This window comes from Mesorhizobium newzealandense, assembly GCF_042682145.1.
Taxonomy (GTDB): domain Bacteria; phylum Pseudomonadota; class Alphaproteobacteria; order Rhizobiales; family Rhizobiaceae; genus Mesorhizobium; species Mesorhizobium newzealandense.
This window is the reverse complement of the sequence record NZ_JBHUGZ010000030.1, coordinates 566,441-587,550: the sequence shown is the minus strand read 5'-3', so window position 1 is coordinate 587,550 and position 21,110 is coordinate 566,441. Positions and strand designations below refer to the sequence as shown.

Genomic DNA, 21,110 nt, shown 5'->3' with positions numbered 1-21,110 from the left:
AACAGAGCTAATTGTAAAGCCGCATCGACACGCCGAGCGATATCGGCAGCGGATTCCACCAGCCGGTGCGCAGCCCGGCGGTGCGCAAGGCCGCCGCCGTCCAGGTGTTGCAGCCGACCAGCGCGTTGAAATTGCCGTTGGCTTCATAGAAGCGGTCGAACCTGGAGTAGGCCGCGTCCGGAACAAGAAGCGGACCGTTCGGCCCTCGCTGGAAACTCGCATCGATGAAATCGAGCAGCGCCGCAAAACGCTCCTCGCCGATATTGAAGCCGGCGACATCCGGATGCGGTTCGGCGATGTCACCGGCGACATCGACATGCATGACCGACGCGTCGACAGTCAGTGCCTTCATCACCGGCACCGCCTTCAACTCAGACCAGGTCGGCGTTTCCAGATAGAAGGCGCGGCCGCCCCAGCCGAAGACGATGTAGCGAACCTCCGGACTATCGGCCGGGATGCCGGCATCGACCAGGAAATGGAAGCGCTGGCGCACGGCATCATCGACCGGAATGGCGATGTCGGTGTGGATCGGGTTGGTCAGCACCAGGATATGGTGCGTGGCGGCGGGATGAGCGGCGGCTGTTTGCCAGAGTGGTCGCGGCACGAGCGTGCCCAGCGTCACCGCGAGCGCAACGACGATCAACAGAAGGCCTAGAAAACGTCCCAGCTTTTTCATGAATGGCGGCCCTGCAAACGCACCCCGGCGCGACACAAGCCGCCCGCCTCCTGCTCATCCATACGCAAAAGAGCCCGGCACTGTTTCAGCCGGGCTCTTTCTGGTTATCAAAGGCCTAGTGCAGGATCTGCGACAGGAACAGTTTTGTGCGCTCGTGGCGCGGATGGTCGAAGAACTCGGCCGGCGTGTTCTGCTCGACGATCTGGCCCTGATCCATGAAGATCACCCGGTTGGCGACCTTGCGGGCAAAGCCCATCTCGTGGGTGACGCACAGCATGGTCATGCCTTCTTCGGCAAGGCCAACCATCGTCTCCAGCACTTCCTTGATCATTTCCGGATCGAGCGCCGAGGTCGGCTCGTCGAACAGCATGATGCGCGGGTTCATGCACAGCGAGCGGGCGATCGCCACGCGCTGCTGCTGGCCGCCGGACAACTGGCCGGGATATTTGTTGGCCTGTTCCGGAATCTTGACGCGCTTGAGGAAATGCATGGCGATTTCTTCCGCCTGCTTCTTCGGCGTCTTGCGCACCCAGATCGGCGCCAGAGTGCAGTTCTCCAGGATGGTCAGATGCGGGAACAGGTTGAAGTGCTGGAACACCATGCCGACCTCCCGGCGGACCTCGTCGATCTTCTTCAGATCGTTGGTCAGTTCCTTGCCGTCGACGATGATCTTGCCCTTCTGGTGCTCTTCCAGCCGGTTGATGCAGCGGATCATCGTCGATTTGCCGGAGCCCGACGGGCCGCAGATGACGATACGCTCGCCGCGCATCACTTTCAGGTTGATGTCCTTCAGCACATGGAACTCGCCGTACCATTTGTGCATGGCGATGATGTCGATCGCGACATCGGTGGTCGAGATGTGCATCTTGGCGGCGTTGACCTTGATCTCTTCCGCGCTGACGGCATTTTCGGTGGCCATGACAGGGTCCCCTTGTTCTTTTGTTTAGCGTTTGTGGCCGGTGTCGAGCCGGCGTTCGGTGTACATTGAATAGCGCGACATGCCGAAGCAGAACAGCCAGAAGACGAAGGCCGCGAAGACCAGACCCGACTTGGCTGTCTGCGCCGTCGCCCAGTTGGGATCGGCGAAGTTCTGCTTGATGATGCCGAGCAGGTCGAACATCGAGATGATGAGGACCAGGGTGGTGTCCTTGAACATGCCGATGAAGGTGTTGACGATGCCCGGAATGACCAGCTTCAACGCCTGCGGCATGACGATGAAATACATCTTCTGCCAATAGCCGAGACCGAGCGAATCGGCGCCTTCATATTGGCCCTTGGGGATGGCCTGCAGGCCGCCGCGCACCACCTCGGCCATATAGGCGGCGGAAAACAGCGACACGCCGATCAGCGCGCGCAGGTACTTGTCGAAGGTGACGCCCGGCGGCAGGAACAGCGGCAGCATGACACTGGCCATGAACAGAACGGTGATCAGCGGAATGCCGCGTACAGCTTCGATGAAGATGACGCACAGCATCTTGACGACCGGCATCCTGGAGCGCCGGCCGAGCGCCAGCACGATGCCAAGCGGCAACGACGCGACGATGGCCACGAAAGACAGCGACAGCGTCACCAGCAGGCCGCCCCAGCGCGCGGTTTCGACATGTTCCAGACCGAAGGACCCTCCGACCAAAAGGAAATAGGACACGATGGGGAAAAAGACGAACAGCAGCAGGGCGTTGAGGCCCTTGCGTGGCACACTCGGCATCAGCATCGGCACCAGAAGCACCACAAACAATATGCCGGTCAGGATCGGCCGCCAGCGCTCCTCGATCGTATAGGTGCCGAACATGACCTGGCCGAACTTGGCGTTGATGAAGGCCCAGCAGGCACCCGACCAGCCATCCGGCTGGATACCGCCCTGCGCCACCGTGGCGCACACGGTCCGGTCCGGTCCGGTCCACACAGCGTTGATGAACGCCCAGTTGATGATTTGCGGCAGGATTATCGCCACCAGCGCGATGCCGACAATGGTCAGGATGGCATCGCCTGCTGAGGCGATCAGGTTCTTGCGCACCCAGGCACCGAAACCCGTGACGCTGGCTGGCGCCGGCTGCGCCAGCGCCATTTCGGTGCGCACCCAGGACATATCATGTTCTTGCATGTCCCTACCTCTCCACCAACGCCATTTTGGCGTTGAACCAGTTCATCAACAGCGAGGTCAGAAGGCTGATGGCCAGATAGATCACCATCATGATGACCACGCATTCCACCGCCTGGCCGGTCTGGTTGAGCACCGTGCCGGTCGTCGCCGTCAGGTCGGGATAGCCGATGGCGATGGCGAGCGAGGAATTCTTGGTCAGGTTGAGATACTGGCTGGCCAGCGGCGGAATGACGATGCGCATGGCCTGCGGCACAACCACCAGCCGCAACAGCTGGCCGGAGCGCAGGCCAAGCGCCTCAGACGCCTCGCTCTGGCCCCTGGCGACGCCGCGAATGCCGGCGCGCACGATCTCGGCGATGAAGGCCGCGGTATAGAACGACAGCGCCAGATAGAGCGACAGAAACTCCGGCTTGACGGCGAAACCGCCGGTCAGGTTGAAGGTCGACTGTTTGGGAAAGTCGAAGGTTAGCGGAAAGCCGCTCAGCGCATAGGCGAGCAGCGGCAGCCCGACAATCAGCGCCAGCGATGTCCAGAATACCGGGAATTGCTGGCCGGTAGCCATCTGCCGCTGATGCGCCTTGCGGGCGACGAACCACGCCATGGCGATGCCGGCAAACAGTCCCACCAGGATCAGCCAGGAGCCGTCGCCCCAGATGGCGCGCGGAAAATAGAAGCCGCGCTGGTTGAGGAAGGAGCCGAACGGCAGGTTGATGCTGTCGCGCGGCGCCGGCAGCACGGCCAGCACGCCGGAATACCAGAAGAAGATGACCAGCAGCGGCGGAATGTTGCGAAACACCTCGACATAGACGGTGCAGATCTTCTGGATCAGCCAGTTTTTCGACAGCCGGCCGACACCGACGATGAAACCGATGATGGTGGCGGTGATGATGCCTACAAACGCGACGATCAACGTGTTGATCAAGCCGACGATGATGGCGCGGCCATAAGTGGAGTCCGACGTATAGGCGATCGCCGAATCGGAAATATCGAAGCCGGCGCGGCCCTTCAGAAAGGTAAACCCGGAGGCAATGTGCAGGTTCGTAAGGTTCACGATCGTGTTGTGGACGATCCACCAGACACCGGACACCAGCAAAGCAACGACCAGGCATTGATAGAAAATGCTGCGGACTTTCGGATCGTTGATGAGAGAAGCGCGACTTGGCTCCTCTCGAATAACTTCCTGCGATGCCATTCGACAGTCCCCTGGAAAGAGAAACCGGAAGGCAGAGGATCTGCCTTCCGGATCACATTTCGATCAGCGGATCGGCGGAGCGTATTGCAGGCCGCCCTTGGTCCACAGCGCATTGATGCCGCGGGCGATCTTCAGCGGGCTGCCCGAACCGACATTGCGGTCGAACATTTCGCCGTAGTTGCCGACGGCCTTGACGATGTTGACGACCCAGTCGTTGGAGACACCGAGATCGGTACCGATCTTGGTATCGGCTTCCTGGCCGAGCACGCGCTTGATCTCCGGGCTGGGCGAGTTCTTCATCTCATCGACATTGGCCTTGGTGATGCCGAGTTCTTCTGCCTGCAGCAGCGCGAAATAGGTCCACTTGACGATGTGGTACCACTGGTCGTCGCCCTGGCGAACGGCCGGTCCGAGCGGCTCCTTGGAGATGATCTCGGGCAGCACGACGTGGTCGGCCGGCGCCCCGAGCGTCAGGCGGATGCCGTAGAGGCCCGACTGATCGGTGGTGTAGACGTCGCAGCGGCCGGCGTCATAGGCGGCGTTGACTTCTTCCAGTTTCTCGAAGACGACCGGGTTGTACTCCATCTTGTTGGCCTTGAAATAGTCGGCGAGATTGAGCTCGGTGGTCGTGCCGCTCTGCACGCAGACAGCGGCGCCGGAAAGCTGCAGCGCCGAATTGACGCCGGGCAGCTTCTTGGCATTGATCATGAAGCCCTGGCCGTCATAATAGGTGACGCCGATGAAGTTCAGGCCGAGCGCGGTATCGCGATTGATGGTCCAGGTGGTGTTGCGCGACAGGATGTCGACCTCGCCGGATTGGAGCGCGGTGAACCGTTCCTTGGCGCTGAGCGGGGTGAACTTGACCTTGGTGCCGTCACCAAAGACGGCGGCCGCGACAGCGCGGCAGAAATCCGCATCGATGCCTTGCCAGTCACCCTTGTCGTCCGGCGCCGAGAAGCCAGCCAGGCCGGTCGAGACACCGCACTGGATGAAGCCCTTTGCCTTGACGGTATCGAGCGTCGTTGCCGAGGCGGCCGACGCCATCAACCCAAGCGTGGCGGCGCCAAGAATGCTGATAGCAATATTTTTCATGACCCACAGACCCTTTTCTCTGTTTTTCAGGCAAACCCTGATCTTTTCCCTCGTGAACGCAGCTCCCATTCCGGCCCATACCCGGAAAACCCGCATCGCAACCGACGCGCCGCCTCCCATTCACGAATGGCATCGAAGGCGATAATTCCCGTGAGGTCAAGGAAAATGACCGAATTCCAAAGAGTTTGAAAACCAACCGCCGCAAATGCCTGAATTGCAGCCAAGGGCACCAGGAAATTAGCAAGCCGCGCAAACAAAATTGGCAAAGGCCGGTCAGCCGCAGATCCGGAATTTGCCAGCGAAATCCGTCTCCCGGATTTACCCTGCGTCACTGATTTTATCCCGGGATGAATTGGCGTATCCAAAGACTGTCACATGGCGAGCGACAGGGTCGCATGGTCGTGCCGCCCGGAAACGGGAGGAGCACATGCTCAAAGTGCTCGAACGAGCAGCCAGGCGCCCATTGCCGCCATCAGCGCGCCAGAGATGCGCGGGACCAGTTGCCCGGTCGGGACCCTCTTCTCCAGGAGAACAAGGATGGCGATGCCGGCGATCCACAGCACGTTCATGACGCCGCCGACGAACAGGAGCGCCATCAACGCCCAGCAACAGCCGAGGCAATAGGCGCCGTGATGGATCCCGAATCGAAGCGCACCAGGCGGATCGGAGCGGAACCCGCCATGACTGGCCAGAAATGCGATCGGTGCCTGGCATTGCTGCAGGCAGACGCCCTTCATCGGCGTCCATTGATAGAGGCCAGCGGCAATCAGGACGAGGCCGCCGAGAACCGTACTGTTGGTTGCCATCATCGGGCTCAGCAAGGTGAGGCTGGCCAGCAGCCATTGTGTGCCGGTCGCCGCCGCGCTGAAGGCAACCCAGACGAGCAGATAGCCGGTAAAAAACCATGCAGTCGATGCGATGGGCCGCCCGCCCGCCCGCGCCTTGCGGCCGACCCCGGCATAGAGCAGCACCATCGGCGCGACCGACGGCGTCATCATGCCAACCATCATGACGGCCCACATGGCGAAGATGAAAGCGAAGTCGGCTAGCGCCCAGGCCCGGAAACCGGGCGTCACCGCAGCGCCCATGTCCATGCCACGCATGCCCGACATGTCCATGCCATCCATGTCGCCACTTGTGGCGCTCGGCGTGGTAGCATCCGGCATGGTCATGTCGGCGGCGAGCCACAGCACATAGGCCCATGCGAGCACGGCAATGATGACGAGCGCAACCGTCACGACTGTGCGGTCGCGCCGCAGCACCGCCTCAAGGGCCGTGTCGCTCATTGGATCAGGTCAATGCACGATGCCACTCTGCGAGAGGTGCAAATTGGCGAAATGGCTGTGCGAGTCCGCCAGTTCGAACTTGATCGGGCCGGTTGCCTTGGTCCAGCCGCGCCCGACCTCGGCAAGCGAATATTCGAAACCATGCGTGAGGTCGATGCGCGCCCGATGCTCCGCGCCGGTGACGGGATTCTTGATCGGCTCGCCGTGCCCCGAGGTTACGCCCGGCACGTTCAGGCGAGCCGCTCGGGCATCGACGTCGACTTCGAAGTCTATTGCCGCGAAGATCGGATCGTGGACTGTCTCCAGCGTGGTCGAAAAGACCTGGAATATGGTCGCGCCGGGTTCGGTGTCCTCACCGCTGAGAATACGAAGCAGCGCTCCGCGCTGCGCCTCGGTCGCCCGCTCGTCGATGACCACCGCCGCCTCGCCCCTGCCGTGGTGGATTGCGCCAGGCCAGCGGAAGACACCGGCAAACCGCAAGCCATCCAGCCTGGTGTCGCCATGATAGCCGCTTTCGATTTCCACGCCGACCACCGCCCGGCAGGATCCATGCGTCGGCAAAGCGTTGAACTGGCACGGGCAGCCATAGGCGCAGTTGCAGTTGACGAACTCGCGCGCCTTGATCATCCACTTGACGTCGGTCATGGCATTCCTCTTCTTGGCTGCATTCGTTCTCTGCAAGCGAGATGCCCGGATCGCAGGGGATCAGGAGGGCAACCGGGAATGATCATCCGGCAGCGTCTGATCGAGGCAGTCCGACAAAAGTATTAGGATTCAATCATATATCTTTCCCGGCCGTCTTCAATAGCCGATAGGCCCAGGGCGCAATGCGCTCGGACCGGATTAAGACTGCGCGACTTTCACCAGAGACGACTTGGTACATCCGAAGTCGGTTCCCTGGCGGGTGCGGGCCGGTTGCACGGCCATTGCCGCCGCACTATGGCTAGCGCCTTATCAAACAAGGCGAAGAAGAATGGCGAAAGACGGCGACGGACTGGGTATCAACACGCGGCTTGCCCATTCGGGCAACAATCCGCATGACTATTTCGGGTTCGTCAATCCGCCGGTGGTGCATGCTTCGACCGTGCTTTATCGTGACGCGGCGTCGATGGCGGCACGCAGCCAGAAATACACCTATGGCACGCGCGGCACGCCGACGACCGATGCCCTTGCCCACGCCATAGATGCATTGGAAGGCTCGGCCGGCACGATCGTGGTGCCTTCGGGCCTTGCGGCGGTGACGATACCGCTGCTGGCCTTCTTGTCGGCGGGCGACCATCTGCTGATCGTCGATTCCGTCTATCACCCGACGCGCAATTTCGCCGACACGATGCTGAGGCGGCTGGGCGTCGAGGTCGAGTACTACGCCCCCGATGCCGGCGCCGGCATCGCGGCGTTGATCAAGCCCAACACCAAGGTGGTGTTCACCGAATCGCCAGCCTCCAACACGTTCGAGCTGCAAGACATCCCGGCCATCGTCAAGGCGGCGCACGCCGCAGGCGCCCTCGTCATGACGGACAACACCTGGGCGACGCCGCTGTATTTCCGTCCGCTCGACCACGGCGTCGACATCTCGATCCATGCGGCGACGAAATACCCGGCCGGCCATTCCGACGTGCTGCTTGGCACGGTCTCGGCCGACGAAGGCTGCTGGAAGCATCTCTACGAAAGCTTCTGCACGCTTGGCTGCTGCGCCGGGCCCGACGATGTCTATCAGGTGCTGCGCGGCCTGCGCACCATGGGCGTGCGCCTCGAGCACCATCAGCGCAGCGCGCTCGCCATCGCCTCCTGGCTCGAGGGGCAGAAGGGCGTGGCGCGCGTGCTCCACCCTGCCCTTCCCAGCCATCCGGACCACGGCCTGTGGAAGCGGGACTTCTCGGGCTCGAGCGGCATCTTTTCCATCGTGCTTGCCGGCGGCGGCCAGAAGCAGCAGCACGCCTTCCTCGATGCGTTGCAGATCTTCGGCCTCGGCTATTCCTGGGGCGGCTATGAGAGCCTTGCCGTGCCGGTCTGGCTCGGCGACCGCGTTGTTGCGAAAGGTCCGTATGAAGGTCCGTTGATCCGCCTGCAGATCGGCCTCGAGGATGTCGAGGACCTGAAGGCCGACATCTTGCGCGGCCTGACCGCCGCGGCGGCTGCCTGAGCGATCAGGGCACTCGGCCAAACTGATTCAACGGGTCAGTGCAAGCAGCTCGAAAGACTGGTGAACCGCCGCTTCGCCCTGCCGCGCCAAATCGGCACCGCGGCGGATGCGGCAACAACGTCACGGAATTCTATTTCTCCAAACCGCGACTTCGCGGATCAATTTGGCTTTCAACTTCGACATTGCCGCGTCATTGCGGTGCGATCATCGCGGTTTCGACTTCCTCTGGAATACCGGCTGAGTTCCCGACCCCATGGCCTTTCGCCTCTTTGTTCCCATTCTTGCCGGCGCGACGCTGCGCGAGCGCATCATCGCCTGCATCGGCGCGACGATCGGCATTGCACTGACCGGGGCGATCGGTGGTCTGGTGCTCGGCAACGGCCCGCACGTGCCGCTGCTGGTGGCACCGATGGGAGCATCGGCCGTGCTCCTGTTCGCGGTGCCGGCCAGTCCGCTGGCGCAGCCATGGTCGATCATCGGCGGCAACACGATATCGGCCCTGGTCGGCGTGATCGTCGCGCATTTCATCCACGAAACCGCCCTTGCCTCCGGCATCGCTGTGGCGCTGGCAATCGCCGCCATGTCGTTCACGCGCTGCCTGCATCCGCCGGGCGGTGCGGCCGCCCTGACCGCCGTGCTGGGAGGGCCCGCCGTCATCAGCGCCGGCTTCCTGTTTCCATTCGTGCCGGTGGCACTGAACTCGATCCTGCTAGTGGCGCTCGGCTATGGCTTCCACAGGCTGGCCCGACGCAATTACCCGCACGTGCCGGTTTCAGCACCAACGAACAGCCACGGCACCGTCGATCTACCAGCGCAGTTGCGCGTCGGCTTCCAGCCCGAGGACATCGATGCCGCGCTTGGTGCGCTTGATGAGACGTTCGATATCGATCGCAACGATCTCGACCGGCTGTTGCGGCAAGTCGAATTGCAGGCGATGGTGCGCGCGCACCAGAACCTTCTGTGCGAGGACATCATGTCGCGCGATGTGATCTCGGTCGACGCACACACCTCCGCCGAAGCGGCACGCCAATTGCTGCTCGACCACAACATCCGTACCTTGCCTGTCGTCGACGCAGAGGCAAGGCTGGCAGGCACCGTGGGGTTGCGGGAACTGGCGCTGGCCTCCGGCACGCTCGGGTCCGTCATATCACCCGCGGCGACAGCCGCCGCCGGTTTCACCGCCATGGGTCTGCTGCCCGTGCTCACCGACGGCCGCAGCCATGCGGTCATCATCGTCGACGACGACAGGCGGATTCTCGGGCTGATCACCCAGACCGATCTGCTGGCGGCCACGGCACGCCTGCAGGTTGCTGACAAGCCTTCGCCGGAAGCGCTACGGTAGCCACCGCCGGACCCGGCGAAAACGGCCGGGAACCTTTTGCCGGCAATGTCATCCAATCTCTCAATCGGGTTCTGGTCCGAGATTGGGTCGAGGAACTGGCCATGCCTGCTGTCTTGACGGCGATGCCTTCTGTTGCTTCAGGCGACATGCAGCTCGTACGCCGCGCCCTGGCGCGCGAGGGCGATGCTTTCCGCACCATCATCAAGACGCACAATCAGAGGCTCTACCGCATCGCCCGCGGCGTGGTGCGCAATGACAGCGAGGCCGAGGACATCGTGCAGGAGGCCTATGTCAGGGCCTTCGCCCATCTCGATGCCTTTCGCGGCGACTCCTCGCTCGCCACATGGCTGTCGCGCATCGTCATCAACGAGGCGCTCGGCCGCCTGCGCAAAAGGCGCAGAACGGTGGCAATGCCGGAAAATCCGCAAGCCGAGATCATCCGGTTCCCCCTCAACCCCAGCGACGATCCGGAGCGGACGATGGCGCAACGGCAGATCCTCCAGCTGGTCGAACAGGCCACCGACAGCCTTCCCGATGTCTACCGGACAGTGTTCGTGGCGCGGGTGATCGAAGGGCTGAGCATCGAAGAGACCGCCGATCTTCTCGGCGTACGGCCACAAACCGTCAAGACAAGGCTGCACCGCGCCCGCGCCCTGGTGCGCAAGGCCCTGGACGACCAGATCGGGCCGGTGCTGCTCGATGCTTTTCCCTTCGCCGGCCGGCGTTGCGAAAGGCTGACCAGCGCGGTGATGCGGCGGCTCGACCTGGAAAGCTGACCCTCGTCGTGTTGGCTCATTTGGCGGGAACGTTTGCCGCTGCCCTGCATCCAATGACCGTCAACTGAAAAAAGCTGTCCGGCGCGATTCCCGCTCCGGGCGAAGGAGATGCCATGCTTATTCGTCACACCGCTGCCCTGGCCGCCATGCTGCTGCTTGGCACTGCACCGTTCGCACAAGCCGCCGACAAGCCGACCGACCCGCAGATCGCCCACATCGCCTACACGGCCGGGGTCATCGACGTTGAAGCGGCCAAGCTGGCGATCGAGAAATCGAAGAACAAGGACGTCGTGGACTTCGCCAAAGACATGGTCCGCGACCACGAAGCCGTGAACGTGCAGGCGCTCGACCTGGTCAAGAAGCTGAAGGTCACGCCGGAAGACAACGCCACCAGCCAGGCGCTGAGCAAGGCTGCCGCCGAAGAAAGGACCAAGCTCGCCCCGCTCGAGGGTGCCGCCTTCGACAAGGCCTATGTCGACAACGAGGTCGCCTACCACAAGCAGGTCAACGGCGCTCTCGAAACACTGCTCATCCCATCGGCCAGCAATGCCGAACTGAAGAGCCTGCTGGAAACCGGCCTGAAGATATTCCAGGGCCATGAGCAGCATGCCGAACATGTCGCCGGCATGCTGAAGTGAGGACAGCGATCATGTCGAAACGCCATCTGTGGATTGCGTCGACGCTGGCCATCGGTATCGTTCCGGCACAGGCTGAAACCATCCAGGTCACCATCGACAAGCTGGTGTTCTCGCCAGCCACCGTCGAGGCGAAGGTCGGCGATACGATCGAGTGGGTGAACAAGGACGTGTTCGCCCACACGGCCACCGTCAAGGGCGGTTGGGAGGTGATGATTCCGCCGAAAAAGTCCGCGAGCCTCACCCTGGAGACGGCGGAAACGGTCGATTATTTCTGCCGCTTCCACCCCAACATGAAAGGCCGTTTAGTGGTGGCGCCCTGAGGCTGGCGGATCGACGGCGAAACGACCACCTCGCCGTCGATTGCTGCTTCGAGATGGCTGAAGCCAACAGCGCCTGGGCGCCATTCGAAGACCTGCTGCTGGCACTCAAACCTTTGTTTCCACGCTATTCAGCTCTGCTTGCGAAAGCAGCCACTCAATCATTTGCGCCGCCTGGGCAGGCGGCCGGTCTGGAGCGAGCACTTCGAGGCTGAGGCCACTCAGGACGCGTTGGGAAAACGGCGCCACAAGCGCGCCGGACGCCAAGGCGCGAGAGACCAGAACCTCGTGCCCCATCAGAACGCCGGCACCATCGGTGGCAGCCTGAAGCGCCAGGCTGTAGAGTGAGAATTCCGATCCGGCATCGATCGACGGTCCTTTCACACCGACACTGTCGAACCACAGGTTCCAATCGCCGGTCCATGTGGTGTCCCACAGAAGAAGCTGCGAGGCGAGATCCGTGGGTGTCTTCAACTGCTCCGCCAAAGCAGGGGTGCAGACCGGAAATATGACATCATCGCACAGCTTGAACGAGCGGCTGCCGCTGGCCCTGTGGCTTGTCAGGAAGATAGCGAGGTCAAACGGTTCCCGTCTGAAATCCGGCGGCTCCTCCAATGCATGGATGGAAGGCCGAAGGGCGGGCAAGGCAGCACGAAGCAGCGGCAGACGCGGGGCCAGCCAGAGCTGCGCAATGGACGGCAACGCGGCAATGCTTACTTGCGATTTCGGAGCCCAGATGCGCAGCTCCTGAACAGCAAGGCCCAAGGCGTCAAAGGCGGTGGAGAAGACCGGAACGGCCGCGCGTCCAGCCTCGGTCAGATGAAGCCCCTGAGCGTGCCGGACAAAAAGCGACGAGCCAAGCCACGCTTCGAGGGATTTGACCTGATGCGACACGGCCGCCGGAGTAACGCCCAGTTCATCCGCGGCCTTGGCGAAACTCTCATGGCGAGCGGCGGCCTCGAAGGCACGCAAGGTGTTGAGAGGCGGCATTCGAGGTCGTGGCGGATTTACGGCCATCGTCCGACGTTCCAAAATCGCGTCGGCGACCGATGCGGGGCCGCCGACGCGATGTTTCTATTTGAGGGCGACCGGGGTCAGCTTGCCGTCGACCTTCCGCCACTCAAATACGACGAACCCCGGCTGCTTGATATCCCCCTTCTCGTCATAAGAAATCGAACCGAGCACCGTCGGGATGCTGGCGCCGGAATGGAGATAGTCGGCGGCGGCCTTGGGATCGTCGGCCTTGGCCTTGACGATAGCCTCGGCAAGTATCTGCGTTGCCGCGTAAGCGTAGAGGGTCACCGCCTCGGTGGGCACGTTCCTGGCCTTCAGATCGGCGACGGCGTCCTTGGCTTCCGAAAAGGTCGCAGGATCGGGGAACGAGGTCATCAGGGTGCCAACCGCACCGTCACCACCTATGGCACCGAATTCGCTGTTGCTGATACCGTCGCCGCCCATCAGGATCGCGGTGACGCCCTGATCGTGCATTTGACGGACGATGAGGCCAGCCTCCGTATGCTGGCCGCCGTAATAGAGGAGGTCGGCACCCGATTGCTTGATCTTTGTTGCCAGCGGGCTGTAGTCCTTCTCGCCCGGGTTTACCTCCTCGTGGAGAACTTCCTTGCCGCCGCCGGCATTGTAGGCCTCGGTCATTTCATCGGCGAGACCTTTGCCTGCCGTCGACTTGTCGTCGACAATCGCGATCTTCTTGTCCTTGAAGCGATCGAGGATGAATTTGGCGGCGATGGAGCCTTGCTGATCGTCACGGCCGCATGCCCTGAAGGCGTTCCAGAGGCCGCGCTCCGTCACTGTCGGGTTGGTGGCTGTCGGCGTTACGAACAGCACGCCATTTTCCGAATAGACCTCGGAAGCTGGAATGGTGACGCCGGAATTATAGTGCCCGACGACATAGTGAACGCCATCGGCGACGAATTTGTTGGCGACCGAAACGCCCTGCTTCGGGTCAGAGACGTCGTCACCGACCGAAACGACAAGCTTTTGTCCGAGGATGCCGCCATTGGCGTTGATGTGTTCGACCGCGGTTTCGACACCGACGCGGTACTGTTCTCCATAAGCCGCGTTCGGCCCTGACATCGGACCCGCGACGCCGAATACGATATCCGCCCTCGCAGCGCCTACAGCAGCGGTAGTCATAAGGACAGCAGTCATCATCTGCACGATCATGCGCATTTTTATTCCCCTGTTTTTTGAGTGGCGGGCATTTGCCCGCGGGTTCTGGCCGTCAGTTCACAAAATGAAGTTTGTTGAACCGGCGCCGGAATGTCGTGACGTCCGCAGCAACCTGTTCGCTGGCGTCATTGCCGCACAGTCCCCTGGCAATGAGAGCCGCAAGTTCCGGCATGTCGTCTTCGGTCATGCCCCAGCGGACGATCTCGGGGGTGCCAAGGCGCAGCCCATTCATGTCGCCGTCAACCGCGTCGATCGGTAAGCCGATGCCGCAGCTCAGAATATTGGCCGACCGCAACTTTCTTGCCGCTGCCTGGCCACCGCCGAACTCGGCCCCCTTGATGGCAAACTGGTGCGATGTCGTGTAGCCCTTGTTCGTCGAGAACACCGGCAGACCGCGATCGGCAAGGCTGTTGGCCAGTGCTTTTGCTGTCCGTGCCATCATCGCGGCGTAAGCCTTGCCGTGGTCTTTCCAGTCAAGAAGGGTGATAGCAAGAGCAGCCGACTTGGCGGCATCGAAATTGGCCGTCATGCCGGGAAAGGCGATCCTGTCCAGTCTTTCGGCGACAGCGGCGTCGTTGGTGACGATCAACCCTGACGCTGGACCGCCAAGGCTCTTGTAGGTGCTCATCGTCATCAGATGAGCACCTTCCTGCAACGGCTGCTGCCAGGCATGCCCGGCAATCATGCCGCACAGATGTGCGGCATCGAAGAGAACAAGCGCGTCGACCTCGTCGGCTATCGCCCGGATCTCGCGAATGGGATGGGGCAGCAGGTTGAGGCTGCTGCCTATCGTTATCATCTTCGGCTTTATCGACCTGGCCAGGTCGCGCAATTTCCCGACATCGACGGTGTAGCCGTCGGCATCGACCGGTGCGGTGTGGATATCCAGCCCATAGAGACCAGCGCAGCCGGCCATATGGTGGGTGACATGGCCCCCGATCGCCGGCGAAGGGACAATGATCCTGTCGCCTGGTCGAGCAGCGACCATGAAGGCGTAGAGATTGGCGATCGCGCCGGACGGCACCCGGATCTCGGCGTATCTGGCGCCGAAGACTTCAGCTGCGAGTTCCGCCGCGATCACCTCGATCTGTTCGACACCTTCCAACCCCATTTCATACTTGTCGCCGGGATAGCCGAGCGACGGGCGCGATCCCAGGCCGGATGCAAGCGCCGCCTCGGCCTTCGGGTTCATTACATTGGTCGCAGGGTTGAGGTTGATGCAATCGGCCTCGTGTATCGAACGGTTCAGCTCGATGCCCCTGTCGATTGCCGCCATGACGGCGTCGGTCGTTTGATGGCTGATTGTCTGCGCCAGTTGCTGGGCGAACTCATCGCAATGCGATGAAATCCAGGGCCTGCGAGCGAGAGCGACCAACGATGCCTCCATTGCCATTCGCCGATGATCCGGCTGCGAATGGTGTCCAGAATGACGCTGGTTGTTGGCTTGGCGCAAACAAGTAGTTCTAGCGCCTAGGCTTAGGAAAACTAGGTCTATCGACTTTGCCCTATTTGGAGGTTGGTGGTTTCTGCCGCTTCCATCCAGATATCAAAGGCCATGAGGCAGTGTCTTGATGTTGTTCCGCAAGCTGATCCAGCGCCAACGAGGCCCGCCTGGCCTCGTCCGGCCGCGCGACATGCGTCCGTGAGCCGTCATAGCGGGGCTCGCGGCGCGCAAGCCAGGCATCGAGCCCCTCGCGCAGGTCGGCGGTCGGAGCCATGCGGGCGAACTGCTCGGCCTCGACCAGCAGGCCTTCGGCGATGCTCTGGTTGAGACCGCGCGCCACCGCCGTGAGGATGCTCGCGACCGCCAGATCTGAATGCCGCAGGATACGCCTGGCCAGGCCGATTGCGGCCGGCATCAAATCGCCATGCGGCACCACCTGGTTGACGAGGCCAAGTTCAAGGGCGCGCTGCGGCGGAAACCAATCGCCGGTCAAAAGCAGTTCGAGCGCACGCTTGCGCCCGGCGAGTCTGGGCAAGCGCTGCGTTCCGCCAAAGGTCGGTGGCATTGCGAGGTTGATTTCCGGCTTGGCGAACAGGGCGCGTTCGCTGGCGATGGCGAGCGGCACGGCCTCGGTGATCTCGCAGCCACCGCCAAAGGCAATGCCGTTGACGGCGGCGATGACCGGTTTGCGGAATGCCTCCAGCCTTGCCGTCAGCCGCTGCCCGCGCATGACGAAGTCGCGCATCGCGACATCGGTCCCAAGCGCCACGCTGGCCGAGAACTCGTGAATGTCGCCTCCCGCCGAAAACGCCCGCTCCCCTGCGCCAGTCAGAATGACCGCGCGGACGCCGTCATCGACTTCGATGTCGTCAAGGATCGCAAGCAGGCGATCGATCAGGGCATAATTCAGCGCGTTGAGTTTCTCCGGCCGGTTGAGGGTGAGGATGGTTACCCCGTCGCGGGTCTCGCTCAGGACAAGATCGGTCATTGTTCTTCCTTTCCAGATACCTCTGGAAAGGATCACGCTTTCGATTGCTTGTATATTTACTAGTCGGTATACATCACTCCATGCCTGAAGCGTCGAGTCCTACCCGCAAACGCATTGTCGAAGCCGCGACGAAGCTCTTCTATGCGGAGGGAATCGGCCGTGTCAGCGTCGATGCCATCGCCGAAAAGGCAGGGCTCACCAAGCGGACGCTTTACTACCACTTCAAGAGCAAGGACGATCTGATCGCCGCCTATCTCGATGGCCGCGACCAACCCAATCTGAAGCGGATGGCCATCTGGTTCGATGCCGCCGAAGGCGGGGCGGATCGCAAGGTCGAGGCGATCTTCACCAATCTGGCGAGGGCCGCGCGCCATCCGAAATGGAAGGGATGCGGTTTCCTGCGCACGGCTGCAGAATTAGCCTCGATGCCCGGACACCCGGCGATCAAGGTCGGGTCGCGGCACAAGTCAAATTTTGAAACATGGCTGGCCGGCGAATTCTCTGACCGCGGCGTCGAGGAGCCGCAGGCCCTGGCACGCGAGATCGTGCTGCTGATAGACGGCTCGTTTTCGATCATGCTGATCCACCGCAACCCCGATTATATCGAGGCAGCCGGCCGCGCCGCGGCGACGCTTGTGCGGGCGCGAATTTCAAGCAACCGGGTCTAGAATCCCAACGCCAGCCATGCCGTGCCCACGGCAAGCGTTATCAGCGTCAGCGGCAAGCCGACCTTGAAGAAGGCGCCGAACGACAGCTGTGTGCCGGCAGCCCTTGCCTGCTCGGCGACAATCAGGTTGGCGACCGAACCGAGCAGCGTGAAATTGCCGGCCAGCGTCGAACTCATGGCGACGACCAGCCAGGCACGTTCGGGGTTTTCGAGGCCGGGTATGAAGGGCCTGAGCGCAAGCACGGCCGGCACATTGCTCATGATGTTGGAGAGCACCGCGGTGAAGCCGGACAGGCGCCAGACATCGTCCAGCCCGAGATCCTTTGCCGAGGCGATGATGTCGGGCGTCAGCAGCGTCTTTTCCGCACCGGCGACGACCACGAACAGACCGGCGAACATGAACAGCAGCGGACCGTCGATCTCGCGGTAGATGCGTTCCGGTTTGATGGCACGGGTGAGCAACAGGATGGCACCGCCGACGAGTGCCGCCTTGGCGACGGGCACGCCGGCGAAGAAGGCGACGGCCAATCCGATGCAGACCACCACCGCCTTCAGCACCTGTCCCTTGTGCATGCGGCCACGCGAGACCTCGGGCGTCAGTGTGACCGTGCGGGCGAATTCGGTCCGGTAGACGATGCGGATGATGACAATGACGGCGACGAGGCCAAACAGGGCGACCGGCGCGAGTGCGGCCGAAAAGGCAGGATAGGAAATACCCGACAGCGCGCCGATGACCATGTTTTGCGGATTGCCGGTGATGGTGGCGACGCTGCCGCAATTCGACGCAGTGGCGGTGGCGATCAGATAGGGGATCGGGTTGCGCTTGATGACGCGGGTGACGTGGACGACGATCGGCGCCATGACAAGGCAGATGGCGTCGTTGACCAGGAAGGCCGACAGCACGCCAGTCAGCAGCGTCACCATCACGAGGAGCATGAAGGGCGCATGCGCGTGTTCGATGGCGACGGCGCCGAGGCCGCGAAAGGCGCCGGAGACCTTCAGATGCGCCACCACGATCATCATGCCGAGCAGAAGCGTGATGGTGTCGAAATTGATCGCGCGGTAGGCATCCTCCATGCTGAGCGCGCCGATGGCGATCATCGCGGCCCCGCCGAGCAGCGCGATCCCTGCCCGGTCGAGACGCAGGCCCGGTATGCGGCCAATGGCGACACCAGCGTAGGTCAGGACCAGGATCAGCAGTGCCGCCGCGCCCATCAATGTCATCGGTAGGAAGTCCTGCTCGGTCTGTGGCGCGCCGCGGCCCGTCCGCCCGGTGATTCGCTCGCATGCCAGCTTTAGCGCGATGTCGAGATCGATGACAAACGGGCCGGCATGTTGTTGCGCCGAGGGTGTCCGCAAAGCCCAGCAGCTGACGTGCCGCTAACGCAGATAGAAATCCAGCCGCTGTCGAAGCGCCTGCGAGGAAAACAGCTGCTCGACGGTCCGCCGCGCCTCGCGGCCCACTGTCGCCCGCAGCCCCGGATCGGCTTTGAGGTTGGCCAGGATCTGCCCCGCCTGTTGAGCCGTCTCGAACAGAAAACCGTTTTCGCCATGCCTGATATGGTCGGCGTAGCCGCCATGCGAATGGCAGACCACGGGCAGACCACAGGCCATCGCTTCGAACACCACCCGGCCGAACGTCTCCACATGCGAGCCGCTGCGATAGTAGAACACGTCGAGCGTCGGCAGGAACTCTTCAGCCGCAAACCGGCCTTGCGGCAGGAGTTCGAGTTGCGAATGCGGCTTGAGCCTGTCCTTGAGCACCATCCCGCCCTGAATCCGCAGCGCGACGCCACCCGCTAGCAATGCTTCGTAGAGCGGCACATCGTCCGCATGATGTTTGTCAGGGGTGTCGCGGCTCAATCGTCCCAGCGTGAACGGACGACCCGGCTTGGCCGGTTGCGGTAGGAAACGCTCGATATCGATCGGCGACGGATGCACGACGCCCTCGACCCCCAGCATGCGTTTTTGAAAATCGGAAATCAGCACCAGCTCGGCATCGGGCCAGTTCAGCATGCGGGGCATGCGCGTCGTCAGCGCGATGACTTTCGGGTGAAAGGTATTGAAGACATAGATCAGCCGGCGCGGCCGGGGGATCAGGTAAGGCCATATCTTGTTGCGCCAATGCGCGCCGAGGAAGACGTAGGTCCCGCCGTCCGGCACATTCCACTTTGCCAGTGAGATGCGGCGAATCGGAAGTTGCCACATCAACTCGCGGGATACTTTTGAGGACGTTGCCCACAGACGCACCTCGGAGTCGGCGCTCAGCAGCCGGTACAGCTCCAGGGTTTCGAGGTCACTGCCGCCAAAGGGGTTCTGAAAGCCATTGAACAGATGAATCATAGTTGCCGCGCTGATCTTGCCGTCCCGCCATTCGTTCGCCGGCATCGAGACAAGCGGTGACTGGACCGCCAGCCCGGACGCTTGGGGAACTCAGGAGCGCAGGACCGTTTTCAGCGGTGATCCATACATCACCGACGCGGAGGAAGCACGGCGACATGGGGACGTCAAGGAAGCGGTCCACGCCAGCTTCCTTCTCAGTTGTCAATGCACCGTGGCGATGCTGGGCAGAGGCACCGGAGAGGCACCTGCCGGATCGAAGCTGACTTGATCGCGCCCGTTCGACTTGGCCGTATAAAGCCGTCTGTCGGCCGCCACGAAAATCTCTTCAAAGGTGGTCGGGCCGGTAAAGCTTGTGCCGCCGATGCTGACGGACAACGGGCATGGCCGCCCGCCTGGAGAAAAGTCCATTTCACGGATCCGCCGGCGGATGCTTTCGGCAACCACCCAGGATTGCGCGGGATCCACGCCGGGAAGAAACACGCCGAATTCCTCGCCACCGATGCGGCCAACGATATCGCCGCCGCGCAGCTGCCCTTTGATCGCCTGCGCTATCAGCTTGAGCGCCTGGTCGCCGCAGTCATGCCCGAGCCGGTCGTTGATCAACTTGAAATGGTCGGCGTCGATGATCAGCAGTGCCCCTGAATTGGCGTGCTCCTGCCTGCGGGTCTGCTCGAGATAGGCCTCGACCAGCATCGAGAAGGCGCCGCGGTTCAGCACCGCCGTCAGGCTGTCGGTGGCGGCTACGATGCTGAGATCGCGCTGGGCGATGGCCAGTTGGCGGATCTTCCACATGAGGAAAGACAGAAACGAGCCGCCCAGCACCAAAGGCAGCATCAGATCGGTCACTTGCGCCCGCCACACCGCCTCAGGTGAGAGATAGGGGAAATTGAAGGAATCGACGAAGAACGCCACGGCAATGAAGAACGCCGTACCGGCTGCCGTGACAACGATCACTCTGCCCCAGCTCGTCGGCGACAGATCGAGCTTCATCGCATTCCACTCCGTTAGCCGCCGCTACTATGACGCACCAACGCAAACAAATTGATAAGACTTTCCTTCCAATTCGATATCGGGAGACACGGCAGCCGAAGATCAACGGCACCGATGGCAGCCGGGCTCGCCGGTGAGAGTGAGACAGTCCCTTTGCTGGACTTCGGGCTAATGCGGGGAAATCCTAAATGTCAGCGGTTGGGCGCCGGTCCACTCCCGACAACGAAGGATGCCGCGATCAGGTCGTCGGCGTCCAGTCGTAGGGCGCCGTCGCCTGCCCCCATGATGGCGGCGACCTTGTGAAACGTTTTCATCTCATGATCGGAGATTTCGGCATCCCGCATTCTGGCTTTGAGTTCAGCGATACGCCGCCCCAATGCGGGGGACGTTCCATTTTCACGATTCGACATAATCTGGTTTCTCCTCCCCCCAACCGCGCTTGTTTTACCCCACCCAATTCGTAGGCCCGCACATTGTCTTTTTATGAGGCACCGCGAATACAAGGCCCGGAACGCGTGATGGGAGCTAAGGTTCCGATCCTACCGGATCACGAAATAATTCCGGATCGCTGCACGAATGGGCGGCATGTCCAAGGCTCAACGTCCTGTTGCATAAGGTTGCGGGCACCGGCAGTCGCGGGACGGCGGATCTTGCGGCCTTGATCAGACCGACTGGCGCAAACCTTTGAAAATATTTGGCGATCCCGACAGGATTCGAACCTGTGACCATCGGCTTAGAAGGCCGGTTCCATAGCGCTTCCTCGTGCTGACACAACGCTTACTTTTCCACACCAAAGCCTTGCATTCAAAGGGTTTTGCGCTTACTTTCGCGCCTATTGTCACGCCTAACGCTTCCCCTGACTTACCGCGTTTTGCTGACATGGTGCTGACACGCGCCAGTTTGTGTCAGCAAAAATCGGAGGTAG

Annotated in this window: 22 protein-coding genes; 6 read left to right on the top strand and 16 right to left on the bottom strand. The window is 61.9% G+C overall.

Annotated features, from left to right (window positions below; all coding sequences use genetic code 11):
- Positions 1-7 precede the first annotated feature (7 nt).
- From ACFSOZ_RS36930 to ACFSOZ_RS36895, 8 genes are all read right to left on the bottom strand, one after another.
- Complete coding sequence (locus ACFSOZ_RS36930; protein ID WP_379106500.1) at positions 8-676, bottom strand: TIGR02117 family protein; 669 nt, start codon at positions 674-676, stop codon at positions 8-10.
- Positions 677-791: 115 nt separating this feature from the next.
- Positions 792-1,541 (bottom strand): amino acid ABC transporter ATP-binding protein, encoded by a 750-nt coding sequence (locus ACFSOZ_RS36925; RefSeq protein WP_031240865.1) that lies wholly within the window; start codon positions 1,539-1,541, stop codon positions 792-794.
- A gap of 78 nt (positions 1,542-1,619) precedes the next feature.
- Positions 1,620-2,777, bottom strand: coding sequence for an amino acid ABC transporter permease (locus ACFSOZ_RS36920; RefSeq protein ID WP_379106498.1), 1,158 nt, complete (start codon positions 2,775-2,777; stop codon positions 1,620-1,622).
- A 4-nt stretch (positions 2,778-2,781) separates the two neighbouring features.
- Positions 2,782-3,969, bottom strand: a complete 1,188-nt coding sequence (locus ACFSOZ_RS36915) for an amino acid ABC transporter permease (protein ID WP_379106496.1) — start codon at positions 3,967-3,969, stop codon at positions 2,782-2,784.
- A gap of 63 nt (positions 3,970-4,032) precedes the next feature.
- A complete protein-coding gene (locus ACFSOZ_RS36910) occupies positions 4,033-5,061 on the bottom strand; it encodes an amino acid ABC transporter substrate-binding protein (RefSeq protein WP_379106491.1) in 1,029 nt (342 codons plus the stop codon).
- A gap of 26 nt (positions 5,062-5,087) precedes the next feature.
- On the bottom strand, positions 5,088-5,393 hold the full coding sequence (locus tag ACFSOZ_RS36905; protein ID WP_379106488.1) for a hypothetical protein: 306 nt from the start codon (positions 5,391-5,393) through the stop codon (positions 5,088-5,090).
- A 99-nt stretch (positions 5,394-5,492) separates the two neighbouring features.
- The gene (locus ACFSOZ_RS36900; protein ID WP_379106486.1) at positions 5,493-6,347 is read right to left on the bottom strand and encodes a DUF2182 domain-containing protein; all 855 of its coding nucleotides are present in this window, start codon (positions 6,345-6,347) and stop codon (positions 5,493-5,495) included.
- Positions 6,348-6,356: 9 nt separating this feature from the next.
- A complete protein-coding gene (locus ACFSOZ_RS36895) occupies positions 6,357-6,992 on the bottom strand; it encodes a DUF1326 domain-containing protein (RefSeq protein ID WP_379106484.1) in 636 nt (211 codons plus the stop codon).
- A gap of 328 nt (positions 6,993-7,320) precedes the next feature.
- Between ACFSOZ_RS36895 and ACFSOZ_RS36890 the strand changes: the two genes are divergently transcribed.
- The 5 genes from ACFSOZ_RS36890 (at position 7,321) to ACFSOZ_RS36870 (ending at position 11,566) form a co-directional block, all read left to right on the top strand.
- Positions 7,321-8,490: a cystathionine beta-lyase gene (locus ACFSOZ_RS36890; RefSeq protein WP_379106483.1), complete on the top strand. Its 1,170-nt coding sequence runs from the start codon at positions 7,321-7,323 to the stop codon at positions 8,488-8,490.
- A 253-nt stretch (positions 8,491-8,743) separates the two neighbouring features.
- On the top strand, positions 8,744-9,832 hold the full coding sequence (locus ACFSOZ_RS36885) for an HPP family protein (protein WP_379106481.1): 1,089 nt from the start codon (positions 8,744-8,746) through the stop codon (positions 9,830-9,832).
- A gap of 101 nt (positions 9,833-9,933) precedes the next feature.
- A complete protein-coding gene (locus tag ACFSOZ_RS36880) occupies positions 9,934-10,608 on the top strand; it encodes an RNA polymerase sigma factor (RefSeq protein WP_379106479.1) in 675 nt (224 codons plus the stop codon).
- Positions 10,609-10,721: 113 nt separating this feature from the next.
- Positions 10,722-11,246: a DUF4142 domain-containing protein gene (locus tag ACFSOZ_RS36875; RefSeq protein ID WP_379106477.1), complete on the top strand. Its 525-nt coding sequence runs from the start codon at positions 10,722-10,724 to the stop codon at positions 11,244-11,246.
- Between the two features lie 11 nt (positions 11,247-11,257).
- On the top strand, positions 11,258-11,566 hold the full coding sequence (locus ACFSOZ_RS36870) for a cupredoxin domain-containing protein (protein WP_379106475.1): 309 nt from the start codon (positions 11,258-11,260) through the stop codon (positions 11,564-11,566).
- 105 nt (positions 11,567-11,671) lie between these two features.
- Here the strand turns inward: ACFSOZ_RS36870 and ACFSOZ_RS36865 are convergent, their stop codons facing one another.
- From ACFSOZ_RS36865 to ACFSOZ_RS36850, 4 genes are all read right to left on the bottom strand, one after another.
- Positions 11,672-12,535: a LysR family transcriptional regulator gene (locus ACFSOZ_RS36865; RefSeq protein ID WP_379106472.1), complete on the bottom strand. Its 864-nt coding sequence runs from the start codon at positions 12,533-12,535 to the stop codon at positions 11,672-11,674.
- 102 nt (positions 12,536-12,637) lie between these two features.
- The gene (locus ACFSOZ_RS36860; protein ID WP_379106645.1) at positions 12,638-13,732 is read right to left on the bottom strand and encodes a branched-chain amino acid ABC transporter substrate-binding protein; all 1,095 of its coding nucleotides are present in this window, start codon (positions 13,730-13,732) and stop codon (positions 12,638-12,640) included.
- Positions 13,733-13,805: 73 nt separating this feature from the next.
- Entirely contained in the window at positions 13,806-15,128 is a 1,323-nt protein-coding gene (locus ACFSOZ_RS36855) for a serine hydroxymethyltransferase (protein ID WP_379106471.1), read from the bottom strand.
- 130 nt (positions 15,129-15,258) lie between these two features.
- Complete coding sequence (locus tag ACFSOZ_RS36850) at positions 15,259-16,185, bottom strand: crotonase/enoyl-CoA hydratase family protein (protein WP_379106469.1); 927 nt, start codon at positions 16,183-16,185, stop codon at positions 15,259-15,261.
- Positions 16,186-16,265: 80 nt separating this feature from the next.
- Between ACFSOZ_RS36850 and ACFSOZ_RS36845 the strand changes: the two genes are divergently transcribed.
- A complete protein-coding gene (locus tag ACFSOZ_RS36845; protein WP_379106467.1) occupies positions 16,266-16,853 on the top strand; it encodes a TetR/AcrR family transcriptional regulator in 588 nt (195 codons plus the stop codon).
- On the opposite strand, the gene ACFSOZ_RS36840 is transcribed toward ACFSOZ_RS36845, so the two are convergent.
- The 4 genes from ACFSOZ_RS36840 to ACFSOZ_RS36825 form a co-directional block, all read right to left on the bottom strand.
- Positions 16,850-18,076, bottom strand: a complete 1,227-nt coding sequence (locus ACFSOZ_RS36840; protein ID WP_379106465.1) for an anion transporter — start codon at positions 18,074-18,076, stop codon at positions 16,850-16,852. The two genes, ACFSOZ_RS36845 and ACFSOZ_RS36840, sit on opposite strands and share 4 nt — an antisense overlap.
- Before the next feature lie 156 nt (positions 18,077-18,232).
- Positions 18,233-19,240 carry a glycosyltransferase family 4 protein gene (locus ACFSOZ_RS36835; RefSeq protein WP_379106463.1) on the bottom strand — a complete coding sequence of 336 codons (1,008 nt, stop codon included), beginning with the start codon at positions 19,238-19,240 and terminating at the stop codon, positions 18,233-18,235.
- Positions 19,241-19,396: 156 nt separating this feature from the next.
- Entirely contained in the window at positions 19,397-20,185 is a 789-nt protein-coding gene (locus ACFSOZ_RS36830) for a GGDEF domain-containing protein (RefSeq protein ID WP_379106461.1), read from the bottom strand.
- Positions 20,186-20,376: 191 nt separating this feature from the next.
- Positions 20,377-20,595: a hypothetical protein gene (locus tag ACFSOZ_RS36825; RefSeq protein ID WP_379106460.1), complete on the bottom strand. Its 219-nt coding sequence runs from the start codon at positions 20,593-20,595 to the stop codon at positions 20,377-20,379.
- Positions 20,596-21,110: the final 515 nt, after the last annotated feature.

What these genes read in the sequence shown, in the direction of transcription:
- ACFSOZ_RS36840 (WP_379106465.1), bottom strand. Translation starts at nt 18,076, where the DNA reads ATGACATTGATGGGCGCGGCGGCACTGCTGATCCTGGTCCTGACCTAC.
- ACFSOZ_RS36825 (WP_379106460.1), bottom strand. Translation starts at nt 20,595, where the DNA reads ATGTCGAATCGTGAAAATGGAACGTCCCCCGCATTGGGGCGGCGTATC.
- ACFSOZ_RS36925 (WP_031240865.1), bottom strand. Translation starts at nt 1,541, where the DNA reads ATGCACATCTCGACCACCGATGTCGCGATCGACATCATCGCCATGCAC.
- ACFSOZ_RS36930 (WP_379106500.1), bottom strand. Translation starts at nt 676, where the DNA reads ATGAAAAAGCTGGGACGTTTTCTAGGCCTTCTGTTGATCGTCGTTGCG.
- ACFSOZ_RS36875 (WP_379106477.1), top strand. Translation starts at nt 10,722, where the DNA reads ATGCTTATTCGTCACACCGCTGCCCTGGCCGCCATGCTGCTGCTTGGC.
- ACFSOZ_RS36910 (WP_379106491.1), bottom strand. Translation starts at nt 5,061, where the DNA reads ATGAAAAATATTGCTATCAGCATTCTTGGCGCCGCCACGCTTGGGTTG.
- ACFSOZ_RS36900 (WP_379106486.1), bottom strand. Translation starts at nt 6,347, where the DNA reads ATGAGCGACACGGCCCTTGAGGCGGTGCTGCGGCGCGACCGCACAGTC.
- ACFSOZ_RS36850 (WP_379106469.1), bottom strand. Translation starts at nt 16,185, where the DNA reads ATGACCGATCTTGTCCTGAGCGAGACCCGCGACGGGGTAACCATCCTC.
- ACFSOZ_RS36870 (WP_379106475.1), top strand. Translation starts at nt 11,258, where the DNA reads ATGTCGAAACGCCATCTGTGGATTGCGTCGACGCTGGCCATCGGTATC.
- ACFSOZ_RS36885 (WP_379106481.1), top strand. Translation starts at nt 8,744, where the DNA reads ATGGCCTTTCGCCTCTTTGTTCCCATTCTTGCCGGCGCGACGCTGCGC.
- ACFSOZ_RS36890 (WP_379106483.1), top strand. Translation starts at nt 7,321, where the DNA reads ATGGCGAAAGACGGCGACGGACTGGGTATCAACACGCGGCTTGCCCAT.
- ACFSOZ_RS36920 (WP_379106498.1), bottom strand. Translation starts at nt 2,777, where the DNA reads ATGCAAGAACATGATATGTCCTGGGTGCGCACCGAAATGGCGCTGGCG.
- ACFSOZ_RS36895 (WP_379106484.1), bottom strand. Translation starts at nt 6,992, where the DNA reads ATGACCGACGTCAAGTGGATGATCAAGGCGCGCGAGTTCGTCAACTGC.
- ACFSOZ_RS36915 (WP_379106496.1), bottom strand. Translation starts at nt 3,969, where the DNA reads ATGGCATCGCAGGAAGTTATTCGAGAGGAGCCAAGTCGCGCTTCTCTC.
- ACFSOZ_RS36880 (WP_379106479.1), top strand. Translation starts at nt 9,934, where the DNA reads ATGCCTGCTGTCTTGACGGCGATGCCTTCTGTTGCTTCAGGCGACATG.
- ACFSOZ_RS36845 (WP_379106467.1), top strand. Translation starts at nt 16,266, where the DNA reads ATGCCTGAAGCGTCGAGTCCTACCCGCAAACGCATTGTCGAAGCCGCG.
- ACFSOZ_RS36835 (WP_379106463.1), bottom strand. Translation starts at nt 19,240, where the DNA reads ATGCCGGCGAACGAATGGCGGGACGGCAAGATCAGCGCGGCAACTATG.
- ACFSOZ_RS36860 (WP_379106645.1), bottom strand. Translation starts at nt 13,732, where the DNA reads ATGACTGCTGTCCTTATGACTACCGCTGCTGTAGGCGCTGCGAGGGCG.
- ACFSOZ_RS36830 (WP_379106461.1), bottom strand. Translation starts at nt 20,185, where the DNA reads ATGAAGCTCGATCTGTCGCCGACGAGCTGGGGCAGAGTGATCGTTGTC.